This is a genomic window from Sphingomonas sp. SORGH_AS_0950 (assembly GCF_030818415.1).
In the GTDB taxonomy this organism is placed as follows: Bacteria; Pseudomonadota; Alphaproteobacteria; order Sphingomonadales; family Sphingomonadaceae; genus Sphingomonas.
On the sequence record NZ_JAUTAE010000001.1, the window covers coordinates 94,920 to 111,193 of the forward strand.

A 16,274-nucleotide genomic window follows, 5' to 3' on the forward strand; every position below is an offset into this window, starting at 1 on the left:
AATTTTCGATTGACTGAATATCGTATAATGTAGTTGGCAGAAACGGGAGAATAGACGCAAAATTGCTCGGAAGGGGGCATCTAACATGGTATGTGGCAGAAATTGGCGGCGATCGGCCGCTTTGGTTGCGCTGGCGACCGGATTGGTGACGGCGAACGGCGCGGCGGCGCAGCAGACGCGGTTGAGCAATCCCGATGACGCGGCGGCGGGCGAGGACGTCGTCGTCACCGGCACGCGCATCAAGCGCCCGGACCTGACCAGCAACAGCCCGCTGACCAGCGTCAGCTCGCAGGAGCTGACCCTTCAGGGCACCAACAATATCGAGAACGCGCTGAACCGCCTGCCGCAGTTCACGGCGGACGCGAACGAGAATGTCTCGAACAGCTCGAACGGCACCGCGCAGATCAACCTGCGCAACCTCGGCTCGAACCGCGTGCTGACGCTGGTCAACGGCCAGCGCCTGTTGCCGACCCAGGCGATGGACCTCAACTTCATCCCCTCCGCCATCGTGGAGCGGGTCGATATCGTTACCGGCGGCGCCTCGGCCGTCTATGGTTCGGATGCGGTGTCGGGCGTCGTCAACTTCATCCTGCGCGACAAGCTCGACGGCTTCCGCCTGGATGCGCAGACCAGCATCGCCGACCACACCAACGACAACCAGTTCCTGCGCGGGATCGTGTCGGCGCGCGGCTATCAGACCGCACCCGAACATGTGTTCGACGGTGCGAAGCAGGACATCAACGCCGCGTTCGGCAAGACGATGCTCGACGGGCGGCTCAACATCACCGTCTTCGGCGGCTATCGCCATACCGAGCCGGTGCTCCAGTCGACCCGCGATGTGTCGGCCTGCGCGCTCAACAGCGAACTGACGACCTTCAGCTGCGGCGGGTCGAGCAACACCCCCTATGGTACCTTCACGCCGCTCGCCGGTCCGCTGGCGGGGCAGAAGCTGACCAACAGCAAGGACGGCACCAAGACCTGGGTGCCCTATGACAACAGCTACACCTATAATTACGCGCCGCTGAACTATATCCAGCGCAGCGGCGAGCGGTACAATGCCGGTGCGTTCCTCCACCTCGACATTTCGAAGGCGGCGGAAATCTATGGCAGCTTCATGTACATGGACGACCGCAGCTTCTCGCAGGTCGCTCCCTCCGCGCTCTGGTTCGGTCAGACCTATGCCGTGACCTGCAACAACCCGCTGATGAGCGCCAGCCAGCAACAGGCGCTGTGCGGCGCCGCCGCCGGCACCGCGACGACGCAGAATACGCTGGTCGGCTATCGCCTCGGCGGCAGCGGCACCCTGCCGCGTCGCGACGATCTCCAGCATCATTACTACCGCTCGATGGTCGGCGTGCGCGGCGATATCGGCCACGGCTTCAACTATGACGTCAGCGTGCTGCGCTCGGTCGCGCATTATGACGAGCAGTATATGAACGACGTCAATGTCGTGAAGGCGCAGCGCGCGCTGCTCGCCGTGCCGGACGGCAAGGGTGGGGCGGTCTGCCAGTCGGTACTCAACGGCACCGATACCGCCTGTACCCCGATCAACGTCTTCCAGGCGGGCGGGCTGACCGGCCAGCAGGCGCAATATCTCTATGCGCCAACGACGACCTGGGGGCGCTACGGCCTGAACGTCATCTCGGGCGCTATCACCGGAGACCTGGGCACTTTCGGCATCACCAGCCCCTGGGCCAAGGACGGCATCAACATCGTGCTGGGCGGCGAGCATCGTCGCGAGACGCTGTACTTCACCGGCGACGAGGTGGCCAAGCAGGCGGGCACGCAGGACTCGGACGGCATCATCGCGGTCAATGAGGGTTTCGGCGAGATCGAGGTTCCGATCGCGCAGGACTCCGCGATCGGCAAGTCGCTGACGCTCAACGGCGGTTTCCGCTATTCGGCCTATAAGAACAACCAGCGTTCGACCGGCTATTCGTCGCGGTACAACGCCTTCACCTATAAGGGAGAGCTGAGCTGGCAGGTGATCGACCCGATCCGCCTGCGGGCCAGCTTCAACCGCGCCATCCGAGCGCCCAATATCAGCGAACTGTTCGACAACCTGTCGCTGGGCAACGTCAACGCGGTCGACCCCTGTGCCGGTGCGAAGCCCACCGCGTCGCTCAGCGCCTGTCAGCTGACCGGCGTCACCGCCGCCCAGTATAATAGCCGCCTGGTCATCGAATGCCCGTCCGGTCAGTGCACGGGGCAAACGGGTGGCAATCGCAACCTGAAGCCGGAAACGGCCGATACCTATACCGCCGGTATCATCCTGACACCGCAGGGTGGCCGCAACCTGTCCTTCTCGGTCGATTACTTCAACATCAAGGTGAAGGACTATATCGCCAGCATCGATACGAACACGATCATCGGCCAGTGCTTCTCGACCGGCAGCCCCTATTATTGCGGGCTGTTCCATCGCGATCCGGTGACCGGCTCGATCTTCGGTACCGGCTATGTCACCTCGACCAAGCTCAACACCGGCTATCTGAAGACCTCGGGCCTGGACATCGCCAGCAACGTGATGATCCCGCTGGGTGGTCTGGGCCGTCTCTATGGCGACTTCCTTGGCACCTATCTGTTCCAGCAGGCGAATCAGCCGCTGCCCGGCGGCGACAGCTATGACTGCAAGGGCCTGTTCGGTTATGCCTGCGGTCAGCCGACCCCGGTATGGCGTCACAATGTGCGCATGACCTGGAAGCCGGACGGGAAGACCAGCCTGTCGCTCAACTGGCGTTATATCGGCCCGACCAACAATTCGGCGACGTCGAGCAACAGCTTTCTGAACAGTAAGTCGTCAGATCCGATCGACGCACACCTGCCGGCGTACAGCTATTTCGACCTGACCGGCGCGGTCGAGGTCAATCGCAACCTGACGCTGCGTATCGGTGCGAACAACCTGCTGGACAAGAGCCCGCCCGCCCTCGCTTCGGGCGTGCTGAACCTGTTCGGCAACGGCAACACCTATCCGGGCGTCTATGACGTGCTGGGCCGCCGCATCTTCGTGGGGGCGACCGTCAAGTTCTGACGATCGTCTTTGCCGGAATAAGAACGGGCTCCTTCCACCGATGTGGAAGGAGCCCGAAGTTTGTCGGGAGAGGATGGCGGAGCCGATCGGCTCCGCCGGGCCTGCCGAAGCAGAGGGTCAGAACGTTCCGCGCAGACCGATCAGGAACTGGCGGCCGGGCTTGTACTGGGTGAAGGTGGCGTTCTCGAACTGGAAATAGGACCGCAGCGTCGCGTTGGTGAAGTTGGCGACGTTGATGGTCAGCTGCGGCGCGCCGGGCATGCCGAACAGCTTGTCCAGGTCGAAGGACGACGAGAAGTCATAGGTGGTGAAGTCGGTGCCGAACAGTGCGGCATTGGGAATGCCGTTCTGCGCCGCGCCGCTGTTCTGTGCGCCCTGACGCGAGGTGGTGGCGACGCGCAGCATCACGCCGTTCTTCTCGTAATAGCCGGTGATGTTGTAGGTGAAGGGCGCGACGCCGAACGCCACGGCGGGGCCGTCGCTGCGCTGGTCGACGATGGTGGCGTTGGCGTTGAAGCCGAAGCCGGTGATGCCGATCGCGCGGGTCAGGAAGTCGAGCGGCTGGACCCACTGGAATTCCAGGCCGTTGATGGTCAGCTTGTTGGGCACGTTGACCTGCGAGGTGACCTGCACCTGCGCCTGGTTGGGCCCGCCGCGCGCGTTGATCGCGATCTGCTGCGTCGAGTTCAGCGTGTCATAGGTGATGCCATATTGCGCCAGGTTCGAGAAGGGCACCGTCGAGATCGCGGTCGTCGTGAAGCCCTCGATCGACTTGCGGAAGGCGTTGAAGCTGATCACGCCCTCCCGCCCGGTATAATATTCGAAGCCCAGGTCCAGATTGGTCGACAGATAGGGCGCCAGCGCCGGATTGCCGATCGAGGCCTGGTCGGCCGAGGGGGCGCCGAAGTTGACGCCCGGCAGCTGCGCCGACGGGTCGGGCCGGGTCATCGTCCGCGAGCCCGCGACACGCACCACCGCATGCTCGCCAATGTCATAGGCCAGCGTCGCGGCGGGCAGCCATTCCGAATAGACGTTGCGCGTGTTGGCGATGTTCACGATGCTGGGATAGCGGCTGCCATCGGGCAGCGAGGCGCCCGAGGCGGTCGTGTTGCGCGGATCGGGCAGCGAGACGCGGCCCGAGATCGTCTGGATCGTGTTGACGTAGCGCACGCCGACATTGAAGCGCAGCGTGTTGCCGCCCAGTTCCTGCGCGCCGTTGACGGTCGCAAAGGCCGACTTGACGATCTCGCGGATATAGCCCGCGCTCGCGCCGGTGTTCGCGCCGCCATTTTCGGGGGCGTTGTCGTGATAGAATTGATAGTTGCTCGCCTTGGCGAAGGCGGGCCAGTTGACCGTCACGAACCCGGCGGGCCCTGGCATCAGATAGCTCGACGCGGCGCTGTTAGGGATCAGCGACCCGCCATAGCTGACCGGTCCGCTCATCCCCGCCGTATAGCCGGTGCCATAGCCCGGATAGGTGGGATAGCCGGCGGGCGCCGCGCCGGGCGCGTTCAGGCCCTCGCAGGGCGGCTGCGAATTGGGGGAGGGGACCGCGACGTTGGGATTGTTGCCGCACACCGCGTTCTGCCAATATTGGCTGTTGTCGAAGCCCCGGATGCGCCGCGCGGTATTGTCGAACGCGCCGCCGATCTTCACGTTGAGCGCGGTGTCGCCCCAGGTCAGGTCGCCGCGCATCCCCTTGTTGATGTACAGCCGCCGCTCGTCCTGAAGGTTGACGCGGCTGCCCGCATTCCAGCCGAAATTCTTCGGGTCGTTCAGGTCGAGCGCGCTGGTGATCGTCGGGATGCCGCCGTCGTTCGAATAGGTGACGGTGTTGCCGGCGCCCAGCGGGGTGGTCATGCCGACGGTCGGGCTTTCGCGGTGGAAGGTCGAGCGCGCGTAATTGCCCTGGATGTTCAGCTTGAGCTTGTCGTTGATCTCCCACTCGCCGCCGGGATTGACGCTGAACAGGTGCGTCGTCTCGGTATAGGGGCGGAATTCGTTGAAGAACTGGACATTGGCGAAGGTGCCGCCGGTCACGGTGCAGCCCGCGCTGCAATCCGCCTTGTCGAAGGTCAGGTTGGTCGGGATGATCGCACCGTTGCGGACGATCCAGGCCATGTTCTCGCGCGTCAGCTCGTTCTTCTTGAAGCCGTACAGGCCGTCAATGTAGAAATGCAGCTGGTCGGTGGGGCGATATTCGGCGCTGACGATCGCGTTGATGCGGTCGCGGGGTCCGCGGATGCTGGTGACGCGGCCCAGGCGCGGCAGCAGGCCGTTGTCGATCTGCTGGATGGTCGCGCCTGGATTGTTGGCGAGCAGGAAGTTGCGGTCGATCGTCGTGCCTGCCACCAGGCCGCCGCCCGCGCCTGCGGGCACGACCGATGGGATCGTCCAGTTGCCGCCGCCGGTGCTGTTGCATCCGCTGGTCGCGCCGCACTGCGCGGCGGTCAGCGCGGGGTTGGTATAACCGATCGTCTCGAAGCCGCGCGTGTCGGTGAACAGCCGCTGCGCCGAGACGCCCGCCAGGATGCCGACGGTGTCGTTGCGCCAGCTGCCGATCAGCGATCCGCGCGCCCCGATCCGGTCCTCGGGCGTCTGGTTGGATGCCTGGACGTTATAGGCGACGAACGAGGTCTGGCGATCGAAGGGCCGCGCCGAGCGCAGGTCGATATTGCCCGCCGCACCGCCTTCGAGCAGGTCGGCGGTATAGCTCTTGTTCACGGTCAGCTTGGTGAACAGGTCGGTCGGGAAGAAGCTGAGGTCGACCGAGCGGTCGGTGCCTTGCGCGTCGGTCGCGCCCGAGGAGGCGACGGCGATCGGCGCACCGTTCAGCGTGACGTTGGTGAAGTTCGACCCCAGGCCGCGAATGGCGACGTTGGTGCCTTCGCCGGTCACGTCGCGGGTGATGGTCACGCCCGGAATGCGGTTGAAGGACTCGGCGATGTTGGTGTCGGGGAACTTGCCGATATCCTCCGCGAAGATCGAATCGGTAAAGCCGGTCGAGGCGCGCTTGGCGTTGGTCGACTTGGCCAGGCTCGAGCGATAGCCGGTGACGACGATGTCCTCGCTCGTCGTGCCCTGGGTCTGGTCGGTCTGCGGCGCGGGGGGCGTCGACGGGCCATTGTCCTGGCCGTCGGCGGGAACCTGTTCCTGCGGCGGCGGCACCGCCTGGGCGAGCGCGGTCGACGCGCTCATGGCACCGGCGGCGGTCGCGCACAGCAGGGCCAGGCGGCGCAGGCGGATGGGGGGCACAGTCCTCATGTCAGGTCCTCTCGGTCGGTCCGCTGCCCTTCGCCGGGACATGCGGCTATTCGAATGTTGATGGCGGTCGGGGCGATCAGGCGTCGGGCGAGCGGTGCGGCAAGGCGGCCGATGATGCGGACCGCGTGACGCCCGATCGGGTCGGGCATGATGATGCCATGGATGTCATTCCGCTTCCCCTCACAACCGTCTGATGCGGCTTCGTTGATAGCGGTATCGTCAGGCCTATTGGTCTGTAAGTCAAATGAAATTGGCTAGACCAAAGCATCCCGGCGAAGAATTTTGCTTGTCTGCAAGCTGTTATCGATTGCGGGCCGCCATTCGCGGGCGCCATGGTCGCGGTGCGGTCGGCGCAGGGATCTGCAAGGCAGGTCGGTCATGCCGTCCGCTCGCGCCGACTCCCTACAGGCGGCCGGACCAAAGGCGTCGCGATGGTCCGGCCTCGCTCCGCCTCCGGTCAGTGCGCCTGGCCCGGCGCGTAGGGAAAGCTCCGCGCCTTGTACCAGGCCAGGTCATGCTCGGGCGCGCGGACCCCGGCGGGGAGGGGGCGATGGTTGACCGACATCCAATAGGCCAGGCTCGCGTCGCGCCACCACCGGGCTTCCTTCTCCTGGATGGCGAGATAGGTCGCGGTCTTCTGCCAGCGTTCGGCATCGATTTTGGGACGCAGCGTGTCCCATTGCCGCTGCATCTGGACGACATAGGCGACGCCGCGATCATAATGCGCGACCATCTCGTCCCACAGAGTGCGCCCGCTCGTCATGCGGCGATCCCAGGGCAGATGGTGGAACCAGAGCAGCATCGACTCGGGCGTCGTCGCCGGGTCGGCGAAGGCCCTGGCGACTGGGGCGGCATATTGGCCGACCGCATTGCTGCCCTTCGCGGTCCGGTCGAAGCCGATGCCGCCCGCATCGGCGCGGTGATAATAGGCCGGGTTCCATTCGGGGCGCGCCAGATCGGCCACCCATGGCCCCGGCCCATAATGATGGCCGGTCGCCATCAGATGCGCGAGGCCGAGCGGGCCGGTATAGTCGACCACCGCCTCGCGCGATCCCATCATCATCGCGGTGACCGTGTCGACCACCTGACGGTCGGTGCCGAAAGTCTGCTCCGTCCAGTCGCGCGCAATCGCCTGGGCCGACAGGTCGGGGTCCCAGGCGAGGCGGCCGAAGGCGTACCAATTGGCCTGGTTGAAGGTCGATCCGCTCCAGTCGCGGTCGCGCCCGATATTGGCGACGCCCGCCATGCCCGAAAGCGCGCGATGCTCCGCCGCGCCGTCGACCACATCGGCGACCGTCTCGCCGGGCTTCCACCCGGTCTTCGCGTCGAGAACCTCGGTGAACAGCGGGCCGAGATAGGCGAGATGGGTCGCGAAGCCGAGATATTCCTTGGTGATCTGGAACTCGATCATCAGGGGCGTGCGCGGCATCGCGCCGAACAGCGGGTGGAAGGGCTCGCGCGGCTGGAAGTCGATCGCGCCGTTCTTGACCTGCACCAGCACATTGTCGGCGAACTTGCCGTCCAGCGGCTTGAACTCGGTATAGGCCTGTTTGGCGCGATCCTCGGGATCGGTCTCGGCATAGACGAAGGCGCGCCACATCACGATGCCGCCATGGGGTTTGACGGCGGCGGCCAGCATGTTGGCGCCGTCCGCATGGCTGGCCCCGTAATCGCGCGGGCCCGGCTGCCCCTCGCTATTGGCCTTGACCAGGAAGCCGCCGAAATCGGGGATGGCGCGATAGATCTCGTCCGCCTTGGCCTTCCACCAGGCCGCCACCGCCGGATCGCGCGGGTCGGCGGTCTTCAGCCCGCCCAGCTCGATCGGCGCGGAGAATTTGACCGATAGATAGACGCGGATGCCCCAGGGGCGGAACACATCGGCCAGCGCCGCCGCCTTGGCGATATAGGGCGCGGTCAGGCTGTCGGCCTTGGCGTTGACGTTGTTCAGGACGGTGCCGTTGATCCCGATCGAGGCGTTGGCGCGGGCATAGTCGGTATAGCGCGGATCGCGGAAGTCGGGCAGCGTCCACCAGTCCCAGAGCGACTGGCCCGCATAGCCGCGCTCGATCGAGCCATCGAGATTGTCCCAATGGTTCAGCACGCGCAGCTTCACCTTGGGCGCGGACCGCAGCTCGACCCGATCGGCCGTTCCGCCGGTGGCAAGATGGCGGAGCAGCGCGAAGGCACCGTAGAGCGCGCCGCGATCGCTGTTGCCCGCGACCAGAAGCATGGTCCGGCCCTGCAACGTCACCGGGCGGACCATATAGCCTTCCTCGCCCAGCCCGCCGAAATTCAGCCGCAGCGTGCGCAGGGCGGGGTCCGAAACGGTCGCCACCATGACGGGCGGCATGCCCGAGGGCAGGGCGCGCTTCAGTTCCGAGCCCGCCAGTTCCAGCGTCGGGGATGTGCCCGACACCCTGACATCGGCCTGCCCGACCGTCGGTGCGGCGATGCGGAGCCACAGCGCATAGCCATCGTCCGCCATCGCCGGAAAGGGCAACGCCACCAAGGATAGGGACAGCGCGGTGGCCCATGCGCGAATCCGTTTCATGCCATGCTCTCCCGATGTGTCGGCGATTGACAAGCCGACGCTTGACCCGCACGTTACCGCTATCAGACCAATTGGCAAGTCCGGTCAGACCGGCTGCCTGACAGGAGAGGGCCGTCATGAGCCGCAGGCATCGAATGATTCGCCATGCCGTTTTGCGCACCCATCCTTCTGTCGCGCTTCTGGTCGCCTGAAGGACGCCGCCATGCCCAAGATCGTTTCCGCCCGCCTGATCGTGACCTCTCCGGGACGCAACTTCGTCACGCTGAAGATCGAGTGCGACGACGGCACCACCGGCCTAGGCGACGCCACGCTCAACGGCCGCGAACTCAGCGTCGCCAGCTATCTGCAGGATCACGTCATCCCCTGCCTGATCGGGCGCGACGCGCACCGGATCGAGGATATCTGGCAATATCTCTACAAGGGCGCCTATTGGCGGCGCGGCCCGGTGACGATGACCGCGATCGCGGCGGTCGACATGGCGCTGTGGGACATCAAGGGCAAGATCGCCGGGCTGCCCGTCTATCAGCTGCTGGGCGGCGCGGCGCGCGACGCCTGCCTCGTCTATTGCCACGCCAACGGCACCAGCATCGAAGATACGATCGCCACCGCGATCCGCCACCGCGACGAAGGCTATCGCGCGATCCGCCTGCAATGCGGGGTGCCGGGGCTGGCCTCGACCTATGGCGTCGCCAAGGCGGGGCAGCGTTACGAGCCCGCCGATGCCGACCTGCCCAGCGAGAGCGTCTGGTCGACCGAGAAATATCTGCGCATCGTCCCCGAACTGTTCGCCGCCGCGCGCGAGGCGCTGGGCTGGGACGTGCATCTGCTCCACGACGTCCACCACCGGCTGACCCCGATCGAGGCGGCGCGGCTGGGCAAGGATCTGGAGCCCTATCGCCCCTTCTGGATCGAGGATGCGACCCCGGCCGAGAACCAGGATGCGTTCCGCCTGATCCGCGAGCATACGACGACGCCGATCGCGGTGGGCGAGATCTTCAACTCGATCTGGGACGCCAAGCATCTGATCGAGAACCAGCTGATCGACTATGTCCGCGCCACCGTCGTCCATGCCGGGGGGGTGACCCATTTGCGACGGATCGCCGCGCTCGCCGATCTGTATCAGGTCCGCACCGGCTGCCACGGCGCGACTGACCTGTCGCCCGTCACCATGGCGGCGGCGCTGCACTTCGGGCTGTCGGTGCCCAATTTCGGCATCCAGGAGCATATGCCGCACACGGACGAGACCGACGCGGTCTTCCCGCATCATTACCGGTTCGAGGACGGGATGATGCATCCGGGCGAGGCTCCGGGGCTGGGCGTCGAGATCGACGAGACACTGGCGGAAACCTATCCCTATCAACGCGCCTATCTGCCGGTGAACCGGCTGGAGGACGGCACCCTGTGGAGCTGGTGAGATGAGCGACATGGCCAAAGCCGCCGCGACCGCCCCCGAAACCGCCGCGCACGCCGTGCCGCCGCCGCGCGGGCGGGTCCGCTGGGTGATTTGCGGCCTGCTCTTCGCCGCCGTGGTGCTCAGTTATATCGACCGGCTGGTGCTGGGCGTGCTCAAGCCGCAGCTGACCGCGCTCTATGGCTGGACCAATAGCGGTTACGGCGACATCACCGGCTATTTCCAGGTCGCCTATGGCATCGGCTTCCTGTTGTTCGGCTGGCTGATCGACCGCATCGGGCCGCGCGCCGGGTATCTGCTGGCGATGGGCAGCTGGACCATCGGGCATTTCGCGCAGACGCTCGTCACCTCGACCACCGGCTTCGTGATCGCCCGCATCCCGCTCGCCTTCGGGGAGGCGGGAACCTATCCCTCGGCGCTCGCCGCCGCGTCGCAATGGTTTCCCAAGAAGGAACGGGCGCTGGCCATCGGTATCTTCAACGCCGGGGCCAATGTCGGGGCGGTGGTGACGCCGCTGCTGATCGGCTTCATCGTCGCCGATCTGGTGCTCGACTGGCGCTGGGCGTTCATCATCACCGGGCTGTTCAACCTCGTCTGGCTGGCGGCCTGGTGGCGGCTCTATCACCCGCCCCATGCCCATCCGCGCATCACGCCCGAGGAGCGCGCCTGGATCGAGGCCGAGCCCGCCGAGACGAGCGGCCGCGCCGGGTTCCTCACCGTCCTGCGCCATCGCGAGGCCTGGTCCTATATGACCGGGCGCTTTCTGATCGATCCGGTCTGGTGGACCTTCCTGTTCTGGTTGCCCGATTTCTTCCACAGCCGTTATGGCTATGATCTCAAGAGCTTCGGGCCGCCTCTTGTCGCCATCTATATCATGGCGGATGTCGGCGCGATCGTCGGCGGCTGGTATTCGTCACGATTGCTGAAGGCCGGGGTGGCGACCGGGCGCGCGCGCAAGCGGGCGATGTTCTTCTGCGCGCTGTTCGCGCTGCCGGTGATGTTCGCGGCGCAGGCGAGCAGCATCTGGATCGCGGTGGCGATGATCGGCCTGGCCTGCGCGGCGCATCAGGGCTTTTCGACCAACCTCTTCGCGCTGCCCGGCGACCAGTTCCCCCGTTATGCGCAAGGTACGCTGATCGGGCTGGGCGGCTTTGCCGGGGCGGCCGGCGGCTTCATCGCGTCGAAGGCGCTGGGCATGTTGCTCGACCGGGTGGGCAGCTACCAGCCCTTCTTCATCGCCTGCGGCCTGGCCTATCTGGTCGCGCTCTTAGTCTTCCACCTGCTCAACCCGCGCTATCGGGACGTCCGGATCGGGAGGACACGCGACTGACGCGGAACGGGGCGTGACCGACCCGGCCATGGGTCGGCTTTATGCTGCACTGCATCCAAATCCGGCGGCGCTCGTTGCATCCCCAAGCGGACCATGGGTCGTCGCAGACCCGTGAGGACGCCTTTCGGGAGCCCGCCATGATCGACACCGCATCGCCTTCGACCTCTTCCGCTCGTCCTCGGCTGGCGCTGGCCCTGCAGGGCGGTGGGGCGCACGGCGCCTATGGATGGGGCGTGATCGAGCGTCTGTTGGAGGAGGACATCGACATCGTCGCGGTCAGCGGGGCGAGCGCGGGGGCGTTGAACGGCACCGCGCTGGTCGCGGGACTGGCGATCGGCGGCCGGGACGGTGCGCTGGCGGGGCTGGAGCGGCTGTGGAGGGCGGTGTCGCACGGATCGCCGCTACGCGCCTTCGATCATCCATGGGGCGGGCCGCTGTTCGAGCCGTGGTTTCGGCGCTCGCTCGAAATGTCGAAGATGATGAGCCGCTATCTGGCACATCTTTCGCCGCAACTGCGCGAGATGCGGGCGCTGCGCCAGGTGGTGTCGTCGAGCATCGATTTGAGCGCCCTGACGCGCGACGGGGCGCTGCCGCTCTATATCGCCGCCACCGCAGTTTCGAACGGTGCGGCGCGTCTGTTCCGCAACGACGAGATCACGGTCGATGCGATCATGGCGTCCGCCTGCCTGCCCGATCTGTTCGCGGCGGTGACGATCGACGGCGAGGACTATTGGGACGGCGGCTTTTCCGCCAACCCCGCGCTGGAGCCGCTGATCTTCGACCATCATGGCGCGACCGACCTGTTGATCGTGCAGATCACCCCCTTCGGGGTGGACGAGGCGCCGACCTCGCTGGGCGGGATCATCGGGCGGATGAGCGATATCGGCTTCAACGCCTGCCTGTTGCGCGACCTGAAGGCGCTGACCGAGGTGCAGGCCATCGCCCGCAGCGCAGGCTCGTCCGACCCCGCTATGCAGGCGCTGGCCGCGACCAATCTGCACATGATGGCGGCCCCGACCGCGCTGGCCGAACGTGGATCGGCGAGCAAGCTCGACACCCGCTGGTCCAAGATCCAGGAACTGCGCGATCTGGGGCGGGCGACGGCGGCGGCGTGGCTGGACGAGAATGCCGGTCAGTTCCGCCGGTCCTCGACCCTGACCGATGACGATCTGCCCGAGGCGGTGGCGGCCTGATCCCCCCATCGCTGCGCGGGACGCGGGCCGATCAATGCCAGCTGGTCGCCCGCCGGATCGCCGCGTCGACGGGCACGTCATGCAGCCGCCGATAGCGCGCCTCGACAAGGCTGAAGAGCCCGAACGCCAGCAAGCCTGCGCCGACGATCAGGTCGAACGGGTTGGTCAGCCATGACAGGACCCGCGCCATGCCGCCGGCCTCGCCCGCCTGTTCCTCGATCCCGGCCCGTGCGAGCAGATAGCCGCTGACCAGGAACACCAGCCCGCGTGCCGCATATCCCGCGCGACCGCTCCACTGCACCCAGCGTTGCCGCGCGACCGAGGCGTCCAGATAGCGCAGGAAGGATCCCTTGGTCGCCTTGACCAGCTGGACCGCGCCCAGCGCCGCCAGCACCACCGCCCCGACCAGCACGAGCGCCCAGCCGCCGGGCAGTTGGAGCGCCGTTCGCGCCCCTTCGCGCGTGCCGTCCCCGGACAGGGCCGCGCCCCGCATCACCGCAACGGCCTGCCACGCCAGGAAAAGGTGCACCGCACCGCTGACCCCCGCGCCGACCCGCTCCATCACGCCCTTGCGGTCGGTGCCGTGGCGCTCGATGTCGAGTGCGGCGTCGGCCAGGCGCCAGACGCCATAGGCCACCAGACCGACGGCGATGATCCCCAGCAGGATCTGGCCGCCGCCCCGCCCGAGATACTCGATGGCGCCGCTGGGGTCCTCGGCCCTACCGGTGCGAAGGATGAGAAAGGCGATGACGAGATAGAGCAGGCCGCGCGTTGCAAAGCCGATCCGGGTGAGGGCGGTCAGGCGCGAATTGGCGTTCATGCGATCTCCTTTGCCCACGAAAACAAGGGCAAGGCGATCTCGTTCCCGGATCGGAACGAGGTATTCGGGTCAGGGCGGCTCCAGCACTTACCCCATCCGGGCGACAGGGTGATCGAACGCTCCGGTCCGCGTCCCGCGACGAAGGCATAGGGTCGATCGACATTCAGCGATGCCTTATCCTTCCCTCGCCCCTCGCAGAGGGGAGAGGGTTGCGCAGACTTGGCCTTTGCGAGAGCAAAGGCTTAGTCGGAGCTGGGTGAGGGGTGGGCGCTCGCGAAGCGAGTGCGCGAGCCTTTGGGCTCGCTCAACCCCTCACCCAAGCTGCGCTAGCCAGCAGGCTGGCAAGCTCCGCTAACCCTCTCCCCTGTCCAGGGGAGAGGGGAAGAAGACGCCATTGTGAATGTCGATCCGCCCTCGGTCGGCCCGATCCGGTGTGGCGTCCCGGCCACAGTCCGGTCCAGTTCTGCCGATGTTGCAGCCCTGCAATCCGCGCGATACACCGGGACGGCATCCGGGCGTCATGCAGACCGTCGCCCGTCCTGAACCAATCGAGACCATGGACCTCGAAACCCGCCTTCTCATCGTCGACGACGATCCCGGCATTCGCGAGCTGACGGCGGCGTTCCTCGCCGACCATGGCTATGTCGTCGATGTCGCCGAGGATGCGGCGGCGATGCGGGCGGCGCTGGTGCACCATGCCTATGCGCTGGTCGTTCTCGACGTGATGATGCCGGGGGAGGACGGGCTGTCGGTGCTTCGCAGCCTCGACCGCACGACCGCGCCGCCGGTCATCATTCTGTCGGTGATCGGCGAAGAGGTCGACCGGATCGTCGGGCTGGAAATGGGCGCCGACGATTATATCGCCAAGCCCGCCAATCCGCGCGAACTGCTCGCCCGCATCCGCTCGGTCCTGCGTCGCAACCAGGGGCGGCCGGCCGCGATCGCTTCGGCCCAGACGGCATTGCCGGAGCGTGCATATCTGCGCTTCGCGGGCTGGCGGCTCGATCCGCTGGGACGGCAGCTGTTCGATCCCGACGAGGTCCTCATCAACCTGTCCGATGGCGAGTTCCGCCTGCTGATCGTGCTGGTCGAGCATCCCCGCCGCGTCCTGACCCGCGACTTCCTGCTCGACCAGTCGCGCGGGGCCAATGCCGAGCATTTCGACCGCGCGATCGACGTCCAGATCAGCCGGTTGCGCCGCAAGCTGCAACGATCCGACGGGCGCGGCGGCGACGATCTGGTCCGCACGGTGCGCAACGAAGGCTATCTGTTCACGGCCGATGTCGAGCGTCGCTGATCGGCGCGGGGCCTCGATCGCGGCGCCGATCTTCCTGCTGGTCATCGTCTCCGTCCTGGTGGCGACGGCGATCTCGTTCGTGGTCACCTTTTCCGGGCCGCCCCCTTTCGACTTTCCCAGCAGCCTGCGCTCGATCGCAATGACGCTGGAAGGCAAGGGGCCGCCGCCCTTCGACCGGGGCGGGCCGCCTTTCAGCGTGGCGCAAGCGGCCGATGGCCAGGATCCCGGACCGGGGCCGCCGCGGCGTCGACGGGAACGGACCGCGCCCATGGCCCGTAGCGGGGAAGTCGCCGATCCCACCGCCCGCCGCCGCCTCGCCGCCGAGTTGGGCGTATCGCCCGCCGCTGTCCTGGCCTTTACCGAAACGGCGGGCAAGACGGAGCGCGATGCCTTTGTCGGCAGCTTCACCTTCGCCTGGCATGAGGGAGCGGGCTGGTGGGTCGTGCGCAGCCATGTGCCGCCCTATCTGACGCGCTGGCACGTCCGCACTCTGCTGGCGATGCTGGTCGCGATCCTGCTGCTGTCCCTGCCGGCATGGTGCATTGCCCGCGCGTTGACCCGGCCCCTGCGCCGCCTCGCCAGCGCCGCCGATCAGGCAGGCACCGGCGCCGCGCTGCCCGCGCTGCCGGGGGGCAGTCGCGAGGTGCGCGATCTGGCGCGTGCGGTGACGACGATGCACGCCCGTCTGGCGCATCATGCCGAGGCGCGCACCGCGATGCTGGCGGGGATCGCGCATGACCTCGGCACACCGCTGTCGCGGCTCGCCTTTCGCGTCGAACAGCTGCCCGAGGACGCCCGCGCCCGTGCCGCCGCCGATATCGGCGAGATGCGCGCGATGATCGCCGCCACGCTGGCCTTCACCCGGGACGAGGCGATCCAGACCGACGCGCGCCGCCTCGACCTGGCCAGCCTGCTCGACAGTCTGGTCCAAGACATGGCCGATGCCGGTCAGCCCGTGACGCTGATGCCCGGCCCGCGTGCGGTCGTGCGCGGCGATACGGCGGCGTTGCGGCGGCTGTTTTCCAATCTGATCGAGAATGCCGTGCGCTATGGCGAGCGGGCGACGATCGGCTGGGAGATTGCGGGCGGGAATGTCGGCATATGGGTGGCCGACGACGGTCCCGGCATCGATCCGGCGCAGGCGGAACGGCTGTTCCAGCCCTTTGTGCGCGGCGACCCCTCACGCAACCGCGCCACGGGCGGCACCGGGTTGGGCCTAGCCATCGTCCGTTCGATCGCGACGCGGCACGGCGGCGCGGCGACGCTGGAAAATGGCGATCGCGGCGCGATGGCGCGTGTGGTGCTGCCGCTGGCGAGCTGACACACGCTGCAACATCATGGCGGCATCCCGACATAGCCGGGCAATCCTACACGCCGACA

General features: G+C 66.7%; 10 protein-coding genes. 6 read left to right on the plus strand and 4 right to left on the minus strand.

The window, feature by feature from the left end:
- Positions 1–85 precede the first annotated feature (85 nt).
- On the plus strand, positions 86–3,028 hold the full coding sequence (locus QE385_RS00390) for a TonB-dependent receptor domain-containing protein (protein ID WP_307098016.1): 2,943 nt from the start codon (positions 86–88) through the stop codon (positions 3,026–3,028).
- A 117-nt stretch (positions 3,029–3,145) separates the two neighbouring features.
- Here QE385_RS00390 and QE385_RS00395 read toward each other — a convergent pair whose 3' ends face one another.
- The 3 genes from QE385_RS00395 to QE385_RS00405 form a co-directional block, all read right to left on the minus strand.
- The gene (locus QE385_RS00395; RefSeq protein WP_307098017.1) at positions 3,146–6,292 is read right to left on the minus strand and encodes a TonB-dependent receptor; all 3,147 of its coding nucleotides are present in this window, start codon (positions 6,290–6,292) and stop codon (positions 3,146–3,148) included.
- Complete coding sequence (locus QE385_RS00400; protein ID WP_307098018.1) at positions 6,289–6,441, minus strand: hypothetical protein; 153 nt, start codon at positions 6,439–6,441, stop codon at positions 6,289–6,291. Before QE385_RS00400 ends, QE385_RS00395 begins: the two co-directional genes overlap by 4 nt.
- 308 nt (positions 6,442–6,749) lie before the next feature.
- On the minus strand, positions 6,750–8,843 hold the full coding sequence (locus QE385_RS00405; protein ID WP_307098019.1) for an alpha-glucuronidase family glycosyl hydrolase: 2,094 nt from the start codon (positions 8,841–8,843) through the stop codon (positions 6,750–6,752).
- A gap of 202 nt (positions 8,844–9,045) precedes the next feature.
- Between QE385_RS00405 and manD the strand changes: the two genes are divergently transcribed.
- From manD to QE385_RS00420, 3 genes are all read left to right on the plus strand, one after another.
- The gene (manD, locus tag QE385_RS00410; protein ID WP_307098020.1) at positions 9,046–10,257 is read left to right on the plus strand and encodes a D-mannonate dehydratase ManD; all 1,212 of its coding nucleotides are present in this window, start codon (positions 9,046–9,048) and stop codon (positions 10,255–10,257) included.
- 10 nt (positions 10,258–10,267) lie between these two features.
- The gene (locus QE385_RS00415; RefSeq protein WP_307104494.1) at positions 10,268–11,584 is read left to right on the plus strand and encodes an MFS transporter; all 1,317 of its coding nucleotides are present in this window, start codon (positions 10,268–10,270) and stop codon (positions 11,582–11,584) included.
- 137 nt (positions 11,585–11,721) lie between these two features.
- The gene (locus tag QE385_RS00420; protein WP_307098021.1) at positions 11,722–12,777 is read left to right on the plus strand and encodes a patatin-like phospholipase family protein; all 1,056 of its coding nucleotides are present in this window, start codon (positions 11,722–11,724) and stop codon (positions 12,775–12,777) included.
- Positions 12,778–12,808: 31 nt separating this feature from the next.
- On the opposite strand, the gene QE385_RS00425 is transcribed toward QE385_RS00420, so the two are convergent.
- On the minus strand, positions 12,809–13,597 hold the full coding sequence (locus QE385_RS00425) for a DUF1206 domain-containing protein (RefSeq protein WP_307098022.1): 789 nt from the start codon (positions 13,595–13,597) through the stop codon (positions 12,809–12,811).
- 556 nt (positions 13,598–14,153) lie between these two features.
- On the opposite strand from QE385_RS00425, the gene QE385_RS00430 reads away from it, so the two are divergent.
- The gene (locus tag QE385_RS00430; RefSeq protein ID WP_307098023.1) at positions 14,154–14,894 is read left to right on the plus strand and encodes a response regulator; all 741 of its coding nucleotides are present in this window, start codon (positions 14,154–14,156) and stop codon (positions 14,892–14,894) included.
- Entirely contained in the window at positions 14,878–16,215 is a 1,338-nt protein-coding gene (locus tag QE385_RS00435; protein ID WP_307098024.1) for an ATP-binding protein, read from the plus strand. Before QE385_RS00430 ends, QE385_RS00435 begins: the two co-directional genes overlap by 17 nt.
- Positions 16,216–16,274 lie beyond the last annotated feature (59 nt).

Bases quoted from the DNA above. Each gene is read 5' to 3' on its own strand.
- QE385_RS00405 (WP_307098019.1), bottom strand. From the start codon at position 8,843: ATGAAACGGATTCGCGCATGGGCCACCGCGCTGTCCCTATCCTTGGTG.
- QE385_RS00420 (WP_307098021.1), top strand. From the start codon at position 11,722: ATGATCGACACCGCATCGCCTTCGACCTCTTCCGCTCGTCCTCGGCTG.
- QE385_RS00390 (WP_307098016.1), top strand. From the start codon at position 86: ATGGTATGTGGCAGAAATTGGCGGCGATCGGCCGCTTTGGTTGCGCTG.
- QE385_RS00435 (WP_307098024.1), top strand. From the start codon at position 14,878: ATGTCGAGCGTCGCTGATCGGCGCGGGGCCTCGATCGCGGCGCCGATC.
- QE385_RS00430 (WP_307098023.1), top strand. From the start codon at position 14,154: ATGGACCTCGAAACCCGCCTTCTCATCGTCGACGACGATCCCGGCATT.
- manD (WP_307098020.1), top strand. From the start codon at position 9,046: ATGCCCAAGATCGTTTCCGCCCGCCTGATCGTGACCTCTCCGGGACGC.
- QE385_RS00425 (WP_307098022.1), bottom strand. From the start codon at position 13,597: ATGAACGCCAATTCGCGCCTGACCGCCCTCACCCGGATCGGCTTTGCA.
- QE385_RS00400 (WP_307098018.1), bottom strand. From the start codon at position 6,441: ATGCCCGACCCGATCGGGCGTCACGCGGTCCGCATCATCGGCCGCCTT.
- QE385_RS00415 (WP_307104494.1), top strand. From the start codon at position 10,268: ATGGCCAAAGCCGCCGCGACCGCCCCCGAAACCGCCGCGCACGCCGTG.
- QE385_RS00395 (WP_307098017.1), bottom strand. From the start codon at position 6,292: ATGAGGACTGTGCCCCCCATCCGCCTGCGCCGCCTGGCCCTGCTGTGC.